This window comes from Mucilaginibacter sp. CAU 1740, assembly GCF_039839285.1.
In the GTDB taxonomy this organism is placed as follows: domain Bacteria; phylum Bacteroidota; class Bacteroidia; order Sphingobacteriales; family Sphingobacteriaceae; genus Mucilaginibacter.
Window position 1 is genome coordinate 381602 of sequence record NZ_JBDOQS010000004.1, and the last position, 18393, is coordinate 399994.

General features: G+C 43.4%; 19 protein-coding genes and 1 tRNA gene. 7 read left to right on the forward strand and 13 right to left on the reverse strand.

Going from position 1 to position 18393, the window contains the following annotated elements:
* Nucleotides 1-274: 274 nt before the first annotated feature.
* Both AAFN85_RS12070 and AAFN85_RS12075 read right to left on the reverse strand, forming a co-directional pair.
* Nucleotides 275-1159: an oxidoreductase gene (locus AAFN85_RS12070; protein ID WP_347527543.1), complete on the reverse strand. Its 885-nt coding sequence runs from the start codon at nucleotides 1157-1159 to the stop codon at nucleotides 275-277.
* 278 nt (nucleotides 1160-1437) lie between these two features.
* Complete coding sequence (locus tag AAFN85_RS12075) at nucleotides 1438-2253, reverse strand: SDR family oxidoreductase (protein WP_347527545.1); 816 nt, start codon at nucleotides 2251-2253, stop codon at nucleotides 1438-1440.
* Between the two features lie 75 nt (nucleotides 2254-2328).
* Between AAFN85_RS12075 and AAFN85_RS12080 the strand changes: the two genes are divergently transcribed.
* Nucleotides 2329-2688: a helix-turn-helix domain-containing protein gene (locus AAFN85_RS12080; protein ID WP_347527546.1), complete on the forward strand. Its 360-nt coding sequence runs from the start codon at nucleotides 2329-2331 to the stop codon at nucleotides 2686-2688.
* A 300-nt stretch (nucleotides 2689-2988) separates the two neighbouring features.
* The gene (locus AAFN85_RS12085; protein WP_347527547.1) at nucleotides 2989-4377 is read left to right on the forward strand and encodes a sulfatase; all 1389 of its coding nucleotides are present in this window, start codon (nucleotides 2989-2991) and stop codon (nucleotides 4375-4377) included.
* 193 nt (nucleotides 4378-4570) lie between these two features.
* Here the strand turns inward: AAFN85_RS12085 and AAFN85_RS12090 are convergent, their stop codons facing one another.
* Both AAFN85_RS12090 and AAFN85_RS12095 read right to left on the reverse strand, forming a co-directional pair.
* Complete coding sequence (locus tag AAFN85_RS12090) at nucleotides 4571-5521, reverse strand: polysaccharide deacetylase family protein (protein WP_347527548.1); 951 nt, start codon at nucleotides 5519-5521, stop codon at nucleotides 4571-4573.
* Between the two features lie 4 nt (nucleotides 5522-5525).
* On the reverse strand, nucleotides 5526-5921 hold the full coding sequence (locus AAFN85_RS12095) for a DoxX family membrane protein (protein WP_347527549.1): 396 nt from the start codon (nucleotides 5919-5921) through the stop codon (nucleotides 5526-5528).
* A gap of 88 nt (nucleotides 5922-6009) precedes the next feature.
* Between AAFN85_RS12095 and AAFN85_RS12100 the strand changes: the two genes are divergently transcribed.
* A complete protein-coding gene (locus tag AAFN85_RS12100) occupies nucleotides 6010-6852 on the forward strand; it encodes an AraC family transcriptional regulator (protein ID WP_347527550.1) in 843 nt (280 codons plus the stop codon).
* Between the two features lie 40 nt (nucleotides 6853-6892).
* Here the strand turns inward: AAFN85_RS12100 and AAFN85_RS12105 are convergent.
* A tRNA-Arg gene (locus AAFN85_RS12105) sits at nucleotides 6893-6964 on the reverse strand.
* Nucleotides 6965-7129: 165 nt separating this feature from the next.
* On the opposite strand from AAFN85_RS12105, the gene AAFN85_RS12110 reads away from it, so the two are divergent.
* A complete protein-coding gene (locus AAFN85_RS12110) occupies nucleotides 7130-8653 on the forward strand; it encodes a TlpA disulfide reductase family protein (RefSeq protein ID WP_347527552.1) in 1524 nt (507 codons plus the stop codon).
* On the opposite strand, the gene AAFN85_RS12115 is transcribed toward AAFN85_RS12110, so the two are convergent.
* Both AAFN85_RS12115 and AAFN85_RS12120 read right to left on the reverse strand, forming a co-directional pair.
* Nucleotides 8596-9573 carry a DMT family transporter gene (locus AAFN85_RS12115; RefSeq protein WP_347527553.1) on the reverse strand — a complete coding sequence of 326 codons (978 nt, stop codon included), beginning with the start codon at nucleotides 9571-9573 and terminating at the stop codon, nucleotides 8596-8598. The two genes, AAFN85_RS12110 and AAFN85_RS12115, sit on opposite strands and share 58 nt — an antisense overlap.
* A 181-nt stretch (nucleotides 9574-9754) precedes the next feature.
* Complete coding sequence (locus tag AAFN85_RS12120) at nucleotides 9755-10327, reverse strand: GNAT family N-acetyltransferase (protein WP_347527554.1); 573 nt, start codon at nucleotides 10325-10327, stop codon at nucleotides 9755-9757.
* A gap of 72 nt (nucleotides 10328-10399) precedes the next feature.
* Between AAFN85_RS12120 and AAFN85_RS12125 the strand changes: the two genes are divergently transcribed.
* Nucleotides 10400-11278, forward strand: a complete 879-nt coding sequence (locus tag AAFN85_RS12125; protein ID WP_347527555.1) for a LysR family transcriptional regulator — start codon at nucleotides 10400-10402, stop codon at nucleotides 11276-11278.
* 195 nt (nucleotides 11279-11473) lie between these two features.
* On the opposite strand, the gene AAFN85_RS12130 is transcribed toward AAFN85_RS12125, so the two are convergent.
* On the reverse strand, nucleotides 11474-12205 hold the full coding sequence (locus tag AAFN85_RS12130) for a GntR family transcriptional regulator (RefSeq protein ID WP_347527556.1): 732 nt from the start codon (nucleotides 12203-12205) through the stop codon (nucleotides 11474-11476).
* 337 nt (nucleotides 12206-12542) lie between these two features.
* On the opposite strand from AAFN85_RS12130, the gene AAFN85_RS12135 reads away from it, so the two are divergent.
* Complete coding sequence (locus tag AAFN85_RS12135) at nucleotides 12543-14498, forward strand: sialate O-acetylesterase (protein ID WP_347527557.1); 1956 nt, start codon at nucleotides 12543-12545, stop codon at nucleotides 14496-14498.
* Between the two features lie 117 nt (nucleotides 14499-14615).
* On the opposite strand, the gene AAFN85_RS12140 is transcribed toward AAFN85_RS12135, so the two are convergent.
* From AAFN85_RS12140 to AAFN85_RS12155, 4 genes are all read right to left on the reverse strand, one after another.
* Nucleotides 14616-14966: a nuclear transport factor 2 family protein gene (locus tag AAFN85_RS12140; protein ID WP_347527558.1), complete on the reverse strand. Its 351-nt coding sequence runs from the start codon at nucleotides 14964-14966 to the stop codon at nucleotides 14616-14618.
* Nucleotides 14967-15176: 210 nt separating this feature from the next.
* Nucleotides 15177-15614, reverse strand: coding sequence for a carboxymuconolactone decarboxylase family protein (locus AAFN85_RS12145; protein ID WP_347527559.1), 438 nt, complete (start codon nucleotides 15612-15614; stop codon nucleotides 15177-15179).
* 72 nt (nucleotides 15615-15686) lie between these two features.
* Nucleotides 15687-16259, reverse strand: coding sequence for a Crp/Fnr family transcriptional regulator (locus tag AAFN85_RS12150; protein ID WP_347527560.1), 573 nt, complete (start codon nucleotides 16257-16259; stop codon nucleotides 15687-15689).
* Between the two features lie 232 nt (nucleotides 16260-16491).
* Nucleotides 16492-16965 (reverse strand): hypothetical protein, encoded by a 474-nt coding sequence (locus tag AAFN85_RS12155; RefSeq protein ID WP_347527561.1) that lies wholly within the window; start codon nucleotides 16963-16965, stop codon nucleotides 16492-16494.
* A gap of 145 nt (nucleotides 16966-17110) precedes the next feature.
* On the opposite strand from AAFN85_RS12155, the gene AAFN85_RS12160 reads away from it, so the two are divergent.
* Entirely contained in the window at nucleotides 17111-17464 is a 354-nt protein-coding gene (locus tag AAFN85_RS12160; RefSeq protein ID WP_347527563.1) for a nuclear transport factor 2 family protein, read from the forward strand.
* A gap of 125 nt (nucleotides 17465-17589) precedes the next feature.
* Here the strand turns inward: AAFN85_RS12160 and AAFN85_RS12165 are convergent, their stop codons facing one another.
* On the reverse strand, nucleotides 17590-18393 hold the full coding sequence (locus AAFN85_RS12165) for an AraC family transcriptional regulator (protein ID WP_347527564.1): 804 nt from the start codon (nucleotides 18391-18393) through the stop codon (nucleotides 17590-17592).

Genomic DNA, 18393 nt, shown 5'->3' on the forward strand with positions numbered 1-18393 from the left:
GTAAAAACTTGCGAAGTTTTTAAAACTTCGCAAGTTTGACCTTCTTTTCTATCCCCGGCGGACGTGTCCTCACGTCCACTTGCATGTCGTTGGGTGGGGATAAGAAAGTGGGCGAGTTCGCTGTCGTGGAGACACGACAGCGTGGGTAGGGCTTAACTTGATCCTCGATTCCTGAAGGGCGTGTCTTCACGCCCGCTTGCATGCCCTAAGATAGGGATAGCCAGGTGGCGAGTTCGCTGTCGTGAAGACACGACAGCGTAGGGGAAGGGGGGAGTTAAGCTTTCTGGGCCGCTATCGCCTTACCATATGCCGTATTCATAAAATCGCCAGCCTCATCATGGTCTGTCGATTTAGTAACCGGCAGCCATTTTTCAAACTCGGCCTTGCGGGCTTCATCAGCAAGGGTTAATAAGGCGGCGGCCTCGCTGCCTAATATCAGGTGCATTGGTGGCTCGGGGTTTTCAACCAACTCAACCATAACTTTGGCCGCCTTATATGGATCACCCACCGGGACAAATTTACCGGTCGACATAAAATCGGCACGGGCATCAACAGTTTGCTCGTATCCTTCAACCTTTGGCGCGTAACTCATCGAATCGCCTGCCCAATCGGTACGGAAACCGCCCGGCTCAACACTTGTAACTAATATGCCTAACGGTTTTACTTCTTTTGATAAAGCTTCGGTAAAACCGCTCAAACCAAATTTAGCGGCCTGGTACATACTCAAACCGGCATTGCCAATACGGCCACCAACCGAACTGATCTGTAAAATGCGGCCCGAACGTTGTTTGCGCATATAAGGCAATACCGCGCGGGTTATCTCAATAGGGGCATACAAATTTGTTTCCAGCTGGCTGCGAACCTGCTCATCGGTAAAGGCTTCGGCTGCACCAATGATGCCGAAACCTGCATTATTAACCAATACATCAATTTTACCAAAATGCGCTACTGTATCGGCTACTGCTTTGTGTACTGCTGTGTAATCGGTAACATCTAATTTTATAGGATAAACCTGGCCCGGGTATTTATCGGCCAGATCTTTTAATTGTTCGGGGTTGCGGGCAGTAGCGGCTACATGATCACCGGTTGCTAAAACCGCTTCGGTAAGTGAGCGACCTAATCCGCGGGCGCTACCTGTTATAAACCATACTTTTTTCATCTCTTTTTTATTTGTTTTGATGATACAAAGTTAGGCTGATAAGGTAGCGGGCGTTTTGTTAAAAAGCTCAAGTTGTTTTGTTAGGAAGCTCAACTAACAAGGTCGTCATTGCGAGGTACGAAGCGATCGTGAACTATGCAGAGCGGATTTGCATAACCGCCCGGCTTCCGTGCGATTGCTTCGGACCTCGCAATAACGTGGAGGATATATTGGTTTTATCGGAGGAAATAGACACTTAACTATCATGCAAATCCTCTAATCCTAAAAATCAAGGTTCTTTAAAAAAATGCCGTCATCTTCTCCATGTATTCCTCAATAGGCATCGTATTGCGCATATTCATCAACATATTTCCCATATCGCCCAACACGGTGCGGAACTGATCGCTTTTACCTGTTGCCAGGTCATCGATAGCATTTACGATCATCATTGGGTCGTCAAGCTGCGATTCATCGCGTCCGCCCATCAGGTTTTTCAGTTTGTTAGTAAGTTCGTTATACTCGGTTATGTCCGGGTCTTGGTTCCATACTACGCTATCAACAAAGTTGTTGCCTTTTGATCCGCCTTGCTCAATCAGCCTTAAGTGGATGTTGAGGGGTTTAAGTTCATAGTAAAGCCCCTCTGTTAAGCCCTCTAACGCGAATTTCGACATGTTGTACAATGAGCCTAAAGGTACCGCTGTAGTGATCCCCATAAACGAACTGATGTTGATAAACATCCCGCCATTGTTTTGCCTGAAGTGCGGCAAAAAAGCCCTGATGATATTGATAGGCCCACGGGTATTTACCGCGAATTGCCAGTCGATATCTTCTTCTTTAGCAAGTTCCAAAGCACCATAAGTTCCCATGCCGGCATTGTTTACCACTACATCAATTTTCCCGAATGTAGCTATAGCCTGTTCTGTAGCAGTTTTAACCTGCTCAAGGTTGGTTACATCCAGCTTGAAAATTTTAATTTTGGGGTATTGGGTAAGTTCTGTTTCCTTTTCGGGCGAGCGCATGGTTGCGGCTACGTTCCAGCCTTGTTGCGCGAAATGTTTGGCGGTTAATTTGCCCAGGCCGCTACTGGTTCCGGTTATAAAAATTGTTTTTGACATTGTTTTTATTTTGATGATGCAAAATTATAATGCGAATGGTATAATTTTGTAACCAGTTACACAGAGTATATCAGTATGGATGCACCAATAACGTCACACCAACGTAATCATGCCGATGAGCGGCAGGCGCTACAAGATACCATGTACGTCATCGGCGGAAAATGGACACTGCCTATCATCAATTCAATATGTAACGGGAACAGACGTTTTCGGGAAATTGAGCGCAGTATCCCCGGCATCACCACGCGCATGTTATCGCGCGAGCTAAAATCAATGGAGATGAATAAGCTTGTTAAGCGTACTGTTACGCCTACTTCGCCGGTGCTGATAGAATATGAATCTACCGAGTATTGCCGCAGTTTTGGCAATATTATTTTGGAGATGATTAAATGGGGCAAAGAGCACCGGGAGATGCTACGGCATGCCGATAAGTAGCGGTTAACGTGAGTTAGGAATAATAAAAACCGTTGTCATTTCGACGAACCTGTAGAGCATTGTGTGCCGGGGGGAGGAGAAATCTTGTACGCCTTGCTTTAACGAATGCAAAGCCGCTTAGCAGGGCGTACAAGATTTCTCTTTCGCCCCCTCGCGCCTCCCCCGCCGCTCTATCGAAATGACATTTTTATTCTATTATATAAAATCCATTTTTCTTAGCCCTAACTTAAGTTGTAAGCTTTTGTAAAAGATAAATTACTTTGGTTATGCTTTTATATGATGTATTATCTTCACCCGGTAATGAAGTATCTAACCAAACAAACCTTTAAAGGCCTGTTTTTATTGGCCTTTATGTCGATATGCAATTATTCATCGGCACAAAAAAAGCAACTTCCCAATATCATTTTTGTATTGGCCGATGATATGGGCTACTCCGACCTAAGCTGCTACGGCAACCCTGTTATCCGCACGCCATTTCTGGATAAAATGGCTCAGAAAGGGGTGCGTGCAACCAATTATGTAGTAAGCAGTCCAACCTGTACGCCATCGCGGGCATCATTGCTTACCGGTCGCTATGCATCAAGAATGAACTTGCCTTACCCTATTGGTCCCGGATCGTCATTGGGTATCCCCGATCAGGAAGTTACAATCGCCGAAATGCTGAAACAAGCTGGCTACAAAACCGCCATGATAGGTAAATGGCACCTTGGCGATCATGCCGCCTATAATCATCCTATGGCGCAGGGATTCGATTCGTACTATGGCTTGTTGTACAGCCATGATTATCGCGCGCCTTATGTTCAAACCGATACTACTATTAAAGTGTTCCGTAACCATAAGCCTGAGATTCTGAAACCTGCCGATTCGTCGCTGGTTGATCTTTACAAGCGCGAAGCCATCAGTTATATCAAAAAGCAGAAGGGGAGCGATAAGCCTTTCTTCCTTTATCTTGCCCACAACATGCCGCATTTGCCAGTTGCTTTCGCGTCACCTAAAAAAAATAAAAACCGCAGCGATGGCGGCCATTTGGGTGATGTAGTTGAACAACTGGATGAAAGCCTTAGCGAAGTTTGGGCCGAGTTGGAAAAACAAGGCCTTGCCGATAATACCATCTTTATGTTCTCGAGCGATAACGGCCCATGGATAGATTTCCCTAACCGGATGCTGGGCGATAATGCCACCAAACATTGGGATGCCGGTACTGCAGGTGTTTTCCGTGGTAGCAAAGGTTTATCGTACGAAGGTGGTGTGCGCGAGCCGTTCATCGTTTACTGGAAAAACCATACTCCAGTTGGCGCAAGCATTACCAGCATGATGAGCAACCTTGATGTTTTGCCTACCCTGGCTAAATGGACAGGTGCCCCGCTGCCAAAAGGTCGCACGCTTGACGGACAATCAATTGCCGATGTACTAACAGGCAAAGCACCTAAGCACCCATGGCACCGCCCAATTTACTACTATAACAACAGCGTTTGCGAGGCCGTACGCCAGGGCGATTGGAAATATCGTGAAGTAAAAGCTAATAACAATGTTGGCGGAGTAGCCGGTTCGCCGCTGCCTGCCCAAACCGAGTTGTTTAACCTTGCTTACGATCCAAGCGAACGCACCAACGTGATCAAAGAATATCCCGAAATAGCGCAGAAGTTGAAAGCGCTTTTTGATCAGTATCCGGGGATGAAGGAGAATTAGAAAGAAGAAGATAATTTGAAAAAAATATGTCATTGCGAGGAGCTGCGTGGGAAAGTGCGTTGGCGCGACGTGGCAATCGCACGCTTTACAGGGCGACTCTGTATAGCGTGCGATTGCTTCGTTCCTCGCAATGACATGTTTTTATGCTGTGTCGCTGCTGGTCTGATGCCTTAAAAGAACTTGCATCCCTACCTCAACTCTCCCTTATCGTAGTCTTATCTGCTATTGCCATTCTGGCAATCTCATCCTTCCGTTTAAAGCTTACGCCTTTATGTTGTTGAATGTATTTGATCAGCTCGGTAGCGGCTTTAACCATTTGCGGTGTACCGCCGATCCTATCGTGAAAGCTGATTGACATCTGGCGGCGTTTAAATTCGGCCTCGACATACAGCTGGTCGAAATCCATTTTTACTTGTGATAGGAACTGATCTGTAGAGAAGTTTTTACCCTCTATCAGTACAATATCATTATTGCGGATGGTGTAGGGTACCACTACAAAATCTTTTTGGTTTACCGGGATGATAAACGGCTCGTCGCGGCTCAAATCATCGATGTGATAAACAAAGCCCAGCTCCTGTAATATTTTTAATGTGTTTTCGCCTCGGCGCAGCCAGTTGGCATTGTAGCCTACCGGGGTAAAACCGGTTACTTTTTTAATGGCGTCGGCACCATCTTTTATAAACTGTTTTTCCTGTTCGTAGGGCATGGTGTATTCTGTAGCCCAGTTCATGCCGTGAGCGGCGGCCTCGTGACCGCGGTCTACAATTTCTTTAGCCAACGCTGGGTTTTTAAGCACTGCCGAACCTACCATGTGCGAGGTTACTTTGATGCCCAGCTTATCCCAGTTATCCAACATACGGGGGATGCCTTCTTTGTAGCCGTACTGAAACCAGGTTGCGCCCGGCAAATCAATAAAGCCTTTTTGCATATTTTGTGGAAAAGGACTTTCGGCATTGTCCGGCTGACCGCCAGCCTCAAACTGCATTGATACCGATACCACCAACCTCGAACCATCGGCCCATTTTGAGGTGTTATTATTGTTAGTGGTTTTATTTTCCTGAGCAGACGCTGTTAAGCTACTGCCCACCAAACCGGCCAAACCCAGCAGGCCGCCCTGTTTCATAAATTCTCTTCGTGAGCTCATGGTATTATTTTTTTAGGAAAAGGTTATCTAAAGCGTATGTATTGTTAGCCGCAAACTGAAGCAGTACAGCAAAGAAAGCGGCGTGAATTAATTGTGATGGCAGGATCTCCCAGTTCTCGATCATACAGCTACCGAATATCAGTATCATCATCACCACGCCGCCGCCAATAAGAGCTGGTTTGGTGAATAAGCCCGAGATTAGTAATAAACCTATAGTAAACTCGGCAATGGGCAACAGGTAACTAAATGGGGTTACCATGGCTTTAGGGAGTATTGATTTTTCAAAAGTGCCTACCATCCAGTTACTAAACATGGCCAATTTTGGTAAGCGAACAAGGCCGTGGCCAAACATACTGGCGCCTATGGTAAGCCTTAAAATTAAAAATGATGTAGTGTTCATGTCGTTGTTTGTTTTGATATGTCAAAGTTCCGTATTATCGGGGCGTTGGCTTTGTACATTTCCGGGTATCATATGTAACTTTACGGGTATGGAGATCAAAAACCTTTATCGCCCTTACGAGCTTGAACTGCTTGAAACCGATAGCTATACAGCTAAACCACACCGTAATACTTTTTTTGAGATGGTTTTTACGTTGGAGGGCACAGGCGTGCAGATCATTAACGAACATGAATTGCCATACACCGCCAATAAGTTTTTTTTGATCTTCCCGGAGGATAAGCATGGTTTTGAGGTGCATGACCTTACCCGCTTTTATTTTATCCACTTTACGGATAGCTATCTCAAAACCCAAAGCGACCAATGGGTTAAAAAGATGGAATTCATCTTCCATAATCACAATCACCTGCCCGGCTGCATCCTGAAAACGGTAACGGATAAACCACTGGTGCGGGCAATGGTAGAGGCGCTGATCAGGGAAACTTCAAACCTATACCCGCAACATAACCAGGTGCTGGAGCAGGTGATGAACGCCATCATTACCATAGCGGCCCGTAATATTACCCTGCAGCAACGTGCCGATATAATTAAACAGCCTTCGGCCACTACCTTGCCGCTGCTTAACTATATCCACGAAAACATTTACCAGCCCGAGCGTTTACGTGTCGAACATATGGCCTCGTGTTTTAACCTCTCGCCAAATTACATCAGCGAGTATTTCAAGAAAACCACCGGCGAAAGCTTGCAGCAATACATCACCGGCTATAAAATAAAACTGATAGAAACGAGGTTGCAATACACAGATAAGCGGATGGGCGAAATAGCGTATGAGTTTGGCTTTACCGATGAAAGCCACCTGAACAGGATCTTTAAGAAATATAAAGGAGAGAACCCGACGGCGTTTAGGAAAAAGTATGCGGAACTCAATAACTAAAAACAAAAAAGGATAGCCCAACCGGACTATCCTTTTTTTGTGCTCCCGACGAGATTCGAACTCATATCGATGGTACCGGAAACCATAATTCTATCCATTGAACTACGGAAGCAGATGGGGCAAAGATATAAAAATGCTGTAACCTGTATATTGTATTTACAAAATTATGCCATTGTTTGCTACTATTGGTAACTATTGCTATAAACGTTAAAACGTGTTAAATTGAATGTTGCTTTTAATATTAACACCTATCTTCATTTTATAAACCGCGTACCTTATGAAAACCTTGTTAGTATCCTTGTTTGCTGTATGTTTATCGGCATATAACGTTGTTGCTCAAACCGCAAAAATTCATGTAAAAGTTAAGAACACTACCAGTGCTAAGGCTTACTATTTTTGGCAAAATGATGTGCTTGGTCTCGATTTTTTAAAGAAAGAAGATTATCTGATCAATTTGGATAAGGAAAAACCGGCGGTGATTGTGGTTAATATAGATAAGCCGCAGTTTATAACCTTACGTATTCAAAGTTCAGATATTCAGCCTTATCAAATAATAGATCATGATATATTTCTTTCGCCTGGAGATGATATTTCATTTAAAGCGGATTTCAAGTCGAGAAATTATGGCATAACAGTTACAGGCAAAGGCAGTGAAAACAGCCAGCCTATGTTTGCCGATATTTTGAAATTTAATCCGGACCCATTTTATGGAGATACTATTCCGGATAGGGTTATTGCAGCAATCAACAAAGAATACCATGCTTCAAAAAATATATTGAATAATTATATATCCACGTTTAAGCCAAGTCCGGCTTTTATAAAAAGCAAGCAGCACGATCTTAATTATTTTGCAGCGTATCAATTTTATAACTTTAAAGAAGATAACAAATTCCGGGTTGAAAAGGCATATAAAAGCAACTATGCAAAATGGCAGCGTATTACTGATAGCTTGTTTAAAACCGCGCCTTTGGATAATGACGCTGCCATGGACGCTGCCAACTATCGCGACCTGATCAGGGATTTTTTATTACGCGAAAAAGAAAGGCTATGGGTTATGAGCAGCGAACAGCCCGTAGAGTTTTTTAAACAATGGTATGGAGCGGATACGGTTGCCGGTAGAAAATCATTTTTGGATGATAATAGTAATCTGTTAACTGAAAAAATAATCAATAAATCTTTTCATGGCGAAGCCGCTTGTTTTGCTTACGCTGCTTTGTTGAATGAAGCGCTCTATACCAATAATCCATCTAATCTCATCTCTATATTCGAACGCTTTAAACAGCAGTTTCCTAACAGTAAGTATGTTGATAAGTTTAAAAGCAGTATTGACCAGGTGGCTCTTAAGCAGAATCGCCCGGTTAATGAAAGCGCCGTATTTCTAACCGATAACGGAACCAAACTCAATACATTTAGCGAGGTACTCGCGTTGGCTAAAGGCAAAACAGCACTGATAGATATGTGGGGTACCTGGTGCGGGCCTTGCAGGGAAGAAATAACTAAAAACGCCGAGGCTTTAAAAAGTCATTTTAAAGGTAAAGACGTTATCTTTTTCTACGTTGCCAACTATGATATCGACAATGAAAAGAAATGGAAGGATTTTATCGTATACCTTGGTTTAGATGGCACACAGATCCTTGCTAATACAAATCTTACAAAAGATGTTATGACCAAAGTTAATTCAAATGGTTTTCCTACTTATATCGTTATTAATAAAGATGGCGGCTATGAGCAATCTAAGGCTGGTTACCCTATGAAAAGGGAGGTACTGATCAAACAAATAGAAACCGCGATGGAAAAGTGACAGACCATCAATTTAAAAACAATGCCCGACCAGATGATCAGGCATTGTTTTTTAAAAAGCGACCAGCGCGGATACTTCAATTCCGAAATAAGCATTGCCCCAAAGATCAGGCTACCGCCCAATACCAATCGCCATGATAATTCCTCACCCAAAATAAAGAAGGCGGCTATGGCCCCAAATACCGGCTCAAACAGATAAATGATGGATACCCTTTCGGCGCTGATATAGCGTTGGGCCACGTTTGATATGGTGTACATGTAGGCTGTTGAAAACAACGAGCAAAATACTATCCCTATCCAAAATTCATTATTTTGTGGCATCCAGTTGGCGTTGCTATCTGTAAGGGCGAGGCAAAAAGTGATCAACGCGCAGGCTGCAAACATGGGTACCACGGTTGATACAATGTCTTCCCTGCCAGAATGTTTCTCCACTTTAATAAGATAAAAGGCAAAAGCGAATGATCCGGCAATGGTATATAAATCGCCTATGTTTACGGTGAAATCGTTTTTTATCGAGATAATAAATAGCCCGGCGAGTGCTATCGCGGCAGCTATCCATACCTTTAGTGGTGGAAATGACCTGTAGAACAGGATCTTCATCATCGGTATAATAACCACGCACATCCCGGCCACAAACGCGCATTGCGATGCCGAACTGTATTTAATGCCGAGGGTTTGTAAATAGATCCCGGCGGTAAGCGGGATTGCAAGCTCAACACCTGTTTTTATTGCCTTCAGGCTAAGCGCTTTTATCCTTTTGAAAAATATCACCGAAAGCACCATCGTAGCTGCCGAAAAGCGATAGAACAAAAAGGTAGATGATGAGCTATGGCCGATGGCCAATTTAGTAACCGAAAATGAGATGCCCCAAAATGCGGTGCCTAATATGAGCAGGATAAGGAATATTTTCTTTTTCTCCATTGTTTTAATTGTTGATGCCTCATTTTTTAATTCCCTTGGGAGGGGGTGGTAGATTGTGAAGTGGGAGGGAGGGGTTTGTACGCCTTGATTTATGTGCATGGTAATGAAACCCCTCCCTACACCCTCCCAGGGGAGGGAATCGCACTATCCCGCGCTTTTGTTTGGATGACTATTCTGATCGTTACGTTGTTGTTGGCTTCGATAATAGCTTATCATCGGCTGATGTATTTTCCGGTAGTAAAACTTTCTTCATCATGATATCGATCTGCTCATCAGTTCCTAACCAAAAAGGGTGCTTATCGAAAGCAACAAAGCCATTTTTTTCATAAAACCTCATCGCTCTGAAATTCTTTTCCCATACACCAAGCCATACATATTCGGCATTGATCTCGTTGGCTACATCAATCGCCTTATTATATAATAGCTGACCAACCTGTTTGCCATGAAATTCTTTTAATACGTAGATCCGTTCAATTTCAAGCCCGGTGTTTTCTTTTAATTCTGTTTGGGCTGTGCCGAGGTTCAGTTTCAGGTAGCCAACAATTTCACCAGCTATCACCGCGAAATAAAATTGCGATAGTTCATTGCTCACTTCGGCGGTTAGTTTATCAACAGATAAACTTTCGGCAACGTATTGAGCCATATCCTCTTCCGTGTTAACCGCGGCAAAGGTTTCGGTAAAAGTTTGTGTGCTTATTTGCCGAAGCTTAGCAACCTGATCAACAGTGATTTTGCTGATGCTGAAATTTTCCATGCCTCAAATTTATCAAAATGAGAAATGCCTAAAAATGCTATTTTATTATTTATTGATGCATATATTGCATTAATGGATTTACAACAGATCAGGTATTTTTTAGCCTTAGCCAAAGAGTTACATTTTTGGAATACCGCCGGGAAAATGAACATCACCCAGTCGGCATTGAGCAGGCAGATCCAATCGCTCGAGAATGAATTGGGCGTTCAGCTATTTGAGCGTAACAAGCGGAACGTAAAGCTTACATCGGCCGGGAAATTTTTGAAAGAGAAATGGGAAAAGGAACTGAACGAACTGGAATACATGCACCAGTTTGCCCGACAGATCCATTTGGGCGAAAGCGGAACCATCCGCATAGCCCATCCCGATTCTATCTCGGCCTCCCTGATGCCGGAAATTGTGGCCCGGATAGCTGCCCAATATCCTAACCTACAAATTGAATTGGTACAAGTAAGGTATAACGACCAATACGAATTTTTGAACAGTTACAAAATTGATATGGTGATCACCAGGGATATGAATACCGTTCATGGCATAGCATCGGTAAAAATTTATACCGATCATTTAGCCATTGTGGTTCCCGAAAACCATCCTTACCGCTCGGTTGATGATCTCAGCAAAGAAAGCCTTGTGACGCAAAAATTTATATTGCCTATTAAGGATGAGGGTAGTAGTTATAGCGATATCATCCATGGTATGTTCCGGTCGTTGGATGTGGTGCCGGATGTTTACCTGCATTCTGAGTTTGGATCAACCATTATCGCGTTGGTAAGGAAGGGGCTTGGCGTGGCTATCCTGCCCGATTCATATATGTACCATGAAAGTCCGGGATTAAGATTTATCCAGCTGCCTTTTGAAACCGATCTATACATTAACTGGCGTACTGACGACCATAACCCGGTGTTGTTAAATGTGCTGAGGCTTATTCAAAGCGAACCGTTGGCGAAGTGAGATAACACGGCATAAGTAGAAAAAGGGTAACTCTTAAAAAAAGGGCGGGCCTGTGCGATTCCCCTCTTGAGAGGGGCGGAGGGGTGTGTTACTGCGGAAGTGCCTATCGCTTGTATAACACACCCCTGCTCACGCTCCTTTCTATCGCGCCCCCTCTCAAGAGGGGAACTTTAAACTTAAGGTTATTAACAAGCCCTAAACCCTCCGGCTTTCAACCGAGTAAACAAAACTTTCGGCTTTATAAAAACCGATATTATATTCCATTGGTCTGTCGCCCTGATCGTACACAAATCGCTTACGGAACAATACGGGGCTGCCTGTTTCAATTTCGAGTTTGCTGGCTACAAACTTATCGGCTTTAAGCGCACTTATTTCTTCTTTAGATAGGTTGGCGATGGTAAGGTGTTCCTCTTCCAGCATTTCATACAGGGGGCGTTTAAAATCCTCTTCACCGGTAAGGCCTATCCGGGGGTGAAAGTAGGAGATGAAATATACAAATGGCTCATCGGCACTGCCGCGCAGGCGCTCCATTTTTACGATCTTTTTTTCGGTGCTTATTTCAAAAAAACTTGCCACATGCTCATCAGGCAAAACCCAGCTTACATGAAGTTCATAGTTTTTAATGGTGATGCCCCTGGCCTTCATCTCTTGCGAAAAACTCAACCAGTTCATGGCCTTCGAGCTGATCTTGGAGCTGGCCACTTTAGTGCCGAAGCCTTTTTTGCGCACCAGCAATTCATCATAAACCAATTTGTTAATGGCCTGGCGCAGGGTAGTGCGCGAAATAGCCAGCTTTTTGGCCAGTTCAACTTCGTTAGGGAGTAGTTTGCCGCCCTGGTAGGCCGGATCTTTTATCAGCTCGCGCAGTAGTTGTTCGGCCTGGATATGTAAGGGTATCGGGCTTTTATGATCGATTGATAATTTCACTTTGTTAAGGTTGATTAAGGTAAATATAAGCTAAATGTTATTTATGTAGTTACATTAAATAAGTAATGTTTTAAAAACGAGTTAAACATTATGTAGATATTGTTCTTGCTTAACGTGTTTTAGGTGATGCTGAAGCAGCTTTTATTTATTGATGATTTTATATTGTTACAAAATGTGCATACAAATTTGATATAATTTACTGAAATTGGGTGCGCTTAAGTTTGGAATGGCCGCGTTTTTAAATGTCTGGAAAACATTTTTAAAATACGGGCCGCAGCACTTAACTTAGACCCAAACCAAATTGTACTTAAACCAAATTTTAACAAAGCCTATATTAATGAACTTTAAAAAACTTTCGGCCGCTATTTTTTGCGGTTTACTGCTCAATACCGGCGCGTTTGCCAAAGTGGTATTGCCTGGTTTATTTAGCGATAACATGATGTTGCAACAAAAAACCATGGCAGGTGTATGGGGCACTGCCGATGCCGGTAAAACGGTAAGCGTTACCTCATCGTGGAATAATAAAACCTATACTGTACAGGCCGACGCCTCGGGCAATTGGAAGGTAAAGATCAAAACCCCATCATACGGCGGCCCTTATAGCCTTACCATAACAGATGGCAGCGAACCGGTGGTTTTAAACAATGTGATCATAGGCGATGTGTGGATCTGCTCGGGCCAATCAAACATGGAAATGCCCGTGGCCGGTTGGGGACAGGTGAATAATTACAAAGAAGAGATAGCCAATGCCAATTATCAGCAGATCCGTTTATTGCAGGTTTCGCAGGCTATCAGCTTAATACCTAAAACAGATATTAAAATAGCGAACAATGGCTGGATGATATGTTCGCCGCAAACTATTGGTGAGTTTTCGTCGGTAGCGTATTTCTTCGCGAGAGAAGTAAGCAAACAAACCGGGGTGCCTATCGGCCTGGTTAGCACAAACTGGGGCGGCACCATGATTGAGGCCTGGAGCGATGAAAATACTTTAAGCGGGAACCCAAATTTCAGTACACAGATCAGGGAACAGCAACAGCGCGCCAAAACCGAAAGCCAGCTAACCTTTGCCGAAAGAATGGATGCCTGGAACAAACAAGCCAACGCTGCCGATTGGGGATCCAATAACAACATCGCCTTCAACCCGGATACTGCAGGCTGGAAAAATATGGTGTTGCCACTATTTTTTGAAAAAAGCGCCCTTGGCGATTTTGATGGTGTAGTATGGTTCCGCAAAAAAGTAACCATTCCGGCATCATGGGCAGGGCAGGACGTAAAGATAAGCCTTGGTAAAATTGACGATAACGAGATCACGTATTTTAATGGTGAAAAAATAGGCGCTACAGAAGGCTTTCTGCAATCGCGCAATTACACCATCCCGGCGGCAAAAGTAAAAGCCGGCGAAGCTGTGATAACCGTGCGTGTATTTGACAGCGGTGGCGGCGGCGGTTTGTACGGTGTTGATAAAATGGAATTGGTATCGACAACCGGCGAGAATATACCTTTAACAGGCGATTGGAATTACCACATAGGTTTCAACATGAAAAGCCTGCCAGCTATGCCGGTAGCTAATAATCCAAACCAATTAGGGGTATTATATAATGCCATGATCAACCCGCTTACACCAATGGCTATCCGCGGAGCTATCTGGTACCAGGGCGAAGCAAACGCGGGCAGACCAGGTCAATACAGGGAACTGTTTGATGGAATGATAAAAGGCTGGCGCAACATCTGGGGCGAAGGCAATTTTCCATTCTACTTTGTACAGTTAGCCAACTGGCAAAAACGCGAAGCGGATCCTATCCGATCGTCATGGGCTGAACTGCGTGAAGCACAAACCCAGGCATTGCAATTGCCAAATACAGGTATGGCCGTAGCTGTTGATCTGGGCGACGCGGACAATATCCACCCTAAAAACAAACAGGAAGTTGGCCGCAGGTTAGCATTAGCTGCGTTGGATAAAACTTACCATAAATCGCAGCCATACTCTGGCCCAATGTATAAATCGTTTAAAATTAACGGAGATAACATTGAGTTAAGCTTTAACAATACCGATGGTGGTTTGAAAGTACAGGGTGGCGACACCTTACAGGGTTTTGCCATTGCCGGCGAGGATATGAAATTTCATTGGGCTACCGCCGTTATTAAAGGAGATAAGGTTATTGTAAGCAGTCCGGATGTAGCTAATCCAACTGCGGTACGCTATGCCTGGGCTAATAACCCGGTTAGTACTTTGTACAATGGTGCGGGGTTACCGGCTTCGCCGTTCCGTACGGATAATTGGGTGGGGAAATAATTAATATCGATAAACGTCATTGCGAGGCACGAAGCAATCGCACGTAAGCAAATCCGCTCTGTATAGTTCGCGATTGCTTCGTGCCTCGCAATGACGTCTTTTTATAAATGCTTTGCTCTACAACAACGGCCTCGGATCAAATATCACCCTGATTGAATTGATCTTCCCATCTACAACGTGGTACCATCCACTGCTGAATATGGTTTTGCCGCCCATATCAATATCATAAAATATACTCACATCATCGCCATCACTAAATACACGCTTGATGTCATATTTCAGTTTCATGCGTTCCATATCGGTAAAATAGGCTTCGGCACCGTCGCGTTCGCCTAATACGCCTATAAATTTTAGGTCGTCGGCCGCAAATTTACGGGCTGCTGCAAAATCTTCGTCGTTTAATGCTTTTATAAATGAAAGCACTATATCATTGGCATTGCCAATAGATGCACCTGCTTCTGTTGCCATAGGTATGTTATTTTAGGTTATAATGTGTTTACAGCTATCAATAACTATTCCGTAACGGGATTTAGTCGCTAAAATTATTATCACACAAATGCAAAGGAGGAGCATCAAAGCTTTGCGTCTCCGCGCCTTTGCGTGAACTTTAAAATAACAAAGTCGCCCAACTGTACGGGCGGCTTTGTAAAATCAAAACAACTGAAGAAACTAAAAGGCTTAATTAAGCGGCGGCTGCAATTGGGTAGTTACACCTATGCGGTTCCATGCGTTTATGGTGATGATGGCCATAATTATCTGGGCCAGGTAAGTCTCGTCGAATAATTCGGCGGCTTTTTTGTAGGTTTCATCAGATACGCGACCGGTAATTAGTGTTACCTCTTCGGTAAGGGCCAATATTGCGCGTTCCTGCTCATCAAAAAATGGGGCTTCGTGCCAAACGCTGATGTTGTAAATGCGGCGTTCGGTTTCGCCGGCTTTGCGGGCATCAGCAGTATGCATATCCACGCAAAATGCACAACCATTAATTTGTGAAGCACGGATCTTGATGAGGTCTTTATGACGGGTGGTTAAATTAGTGCTTTCAACGTATTTTTCTAAGGCGATCATCGCTCTGTATGCTGCCGGTTCGGCAGTGTTCATTTTTAAACGGCTCATGTTTTTATCTTGTTTGTTGATACAAAGTTGGGGATAAACATGCCCTCAAAAAATGAACTGAGTTTAAGAAAATCAAATTTTTTTGGCCCGCAACCTGCTTAAAAATTGTGGGGTGAAGCCCAAATAGGAAGCAAGCATATACTGTGGGATGCGTTGAACAAATGCCGGAAACAGTTCTGTAAAGTGTCGGTAGCGCTCCTCATCATTCATATTAAAAATATAGCCAATACGGCGCTGGGCAGCAATAAAGGCCTTTTGCATCATTACCCGGAAATAGGCTTCCATTTGTGGCACGGCTTCAAATAATGCTACCCGGTTTTTTTCGGTAAGCAGTAATAGTTCGGATGCTTCTATGGTTTGGATGTAAGTGGTAGCCGGGCAGTGGTTCAACAGGCTGTCCTGATCGGCTATCCACCAGGTTTCGAGGCCAAATTGGATGATCTGCTCATTCAATTTATTATTTACAAAGTATTGCCGAACCAGGCCTTTGAGCACAAAATAATTACCGGCGCATAGTTTTCCCGGCTCTAACAGAAGCTCTTTCTTTTTGAATTTCTTTAGCTCAAAATGGCTGCAGATCAATTCCTCATCAGCCGGAGATAATTGCACATATCGTTTAATATGGTTGATGAGTTCGGGATACATGGGTTGGATGAGCTATTTGCTAATGTCGCTAATTTTATCAAAATACCCTACAAAGCGAAATAGAGAGGAAAAGAATTTTTACACGAATTAACTTTCCTGCTTTTTACAATTAAGCGAATTACACGAATACTAAATTACTATGACTTAGAATATCCGTGTAATTCGCTAATCCGCAAAAAACGTGTGTGAATTTTTAGCCTGTTTTATTTAACAGGAGCGATAGATTAGCTTATTAATTTAACTCTGCCTTTTCATTATAATCCAAAGCCAAGTCATCTTCTACTTTTTGCCTTGTTGGGCGCAGATAAATAAAATATAAAATAATAGCCCCCGAAATACCAATAAACATCATATTCCGCGTAAGCATAAAACAAACAATGGCAAATAACGATGGGCCTTCGAGTAGGGCAAGCCTAACAATAGTTGCCGATTGATAAGCAGCTAATTTAGTTTTCAATGGACTATCTCGTTTAATATTCCCAAGGAATTTCAGGAACAAAAAGTGACCGATAACAAAACCTGATAATGCTAAAGCAGGTGCCATATATTTAAACAGATCGTCACTTTGAGGTTGTACCCTGTTTTTGGAATTTAATAATGTGGTTGCGGCAAATAAAACTTGTCCCATTACAAGGGCCAAATGTATTATAGTAGTTGTTTTTACAAAAGTGGCTGGAATTATGTTATCCGATTGTTTAGTATTCATGCGATTTAGATGGTTTAAGTACCACAATCTTAGTAATAAAATACATCAATGTCAAATAGTATTAAACCACCCCTATATTGTCGTTTTTGCACCCTGTGATGAGCATTTTATCCACCTAACTTTATATCAACAAAACCGATGAATTATGACAACCAAAGAGATTGTAACACAGGTTATCGAAGCTTTTGATAACAACAACGTTGAAAAGATACTAAGCCTTTTTGCTAATGATGTAGTATGGAGTATGACCGGTACCGGGATCACCATCATGAACGGCAAGGCCGAAGTTGAGCAGTTTTTGGGCGGTATGGATGAAATAAAGATGGTGTCATCAACCCGCGATCATATTATTGTTGAGGGTGATACCGCAGCTGTGGATGGCCTTGTAAAATGTAAGGGTAAGGATGAAAAAGTGTTTGAGATGTTTTATGCCGATTTTTATGAACTGGAGGATGGGAAGGTGAAAAAGTTGAGTTCGTATGTGATTGATAAGAAATAGATCATTAAGGCGATTTGTAAACTCAACGACGTCATTGCGAGGAACGAAGCAATCGCACATAAGCAGGGCGGCCCTGTATAGTTCGCGATTGCTTCGTTCCTCGCAATGACGTTGAAAGATGTAAATCACAATGCCGACGGTGCCACCCCAAACGTTTTCTTAAAAGAATACGAAAAGTGCGAAAGGTTTTCAAAGCCAACATCCAGGTAAACATCAGAAGGTTTGCGGCCTTTTTCATGGATCTGGTAATATGCTTCCTGAAGACGCTTTTGCTGCAGCCACTTACCCGGTGGCATGCTGAACACTTTTTCAAAATCGCGCTTAAAACCGGCCAGGCTGCGGCCGGTGAGGCGTGCAAACTGACTGGTTGATACGTTGTACATGTAATGCTGGTTCATGTAAGCCTCAAGGTTAATTTTATGCGGCTCGCTAAAATCAAACAGCAGGTTTTTTAATTGAGGATTGGCCCTAAGTAACAGTTCTACCGCTTCGCGGGTTTTTAGTTCGGCCAGGGCCGGGTTCATTTGTGCTGTATTATCAAAATAGGGCAGGAGGGAATCAAAGTAACCTTTAATAAACGGATCGCCGGTAAGCTCTATGATCGGATCGCCGGTGTAGCGGGGTTCAGCGGGCAGTTTATTTTCGGCAGCATACCGGCGTAAAAAATCCTGCTCTAAAAATATGTTGATAGATCTGAAATCGCCGCCTGGTCTGGGCACTTTTACCGATTTTATAAGTTGATTGCGACGTATCAACCCGATCATGCCTTCCTTAAAAATATGCGCCCCATTGCGGTTAAAGGAGTGTACTTCGCCGGTCATGATATAACCAAAAACATGCTCGTGCACAAACTGCTCATTGCCCCGCTGTTTATCGGCGGCGCAAGAGTACAGCAAATTGCTAAACATGATATGGCTTTTATCTTCCAT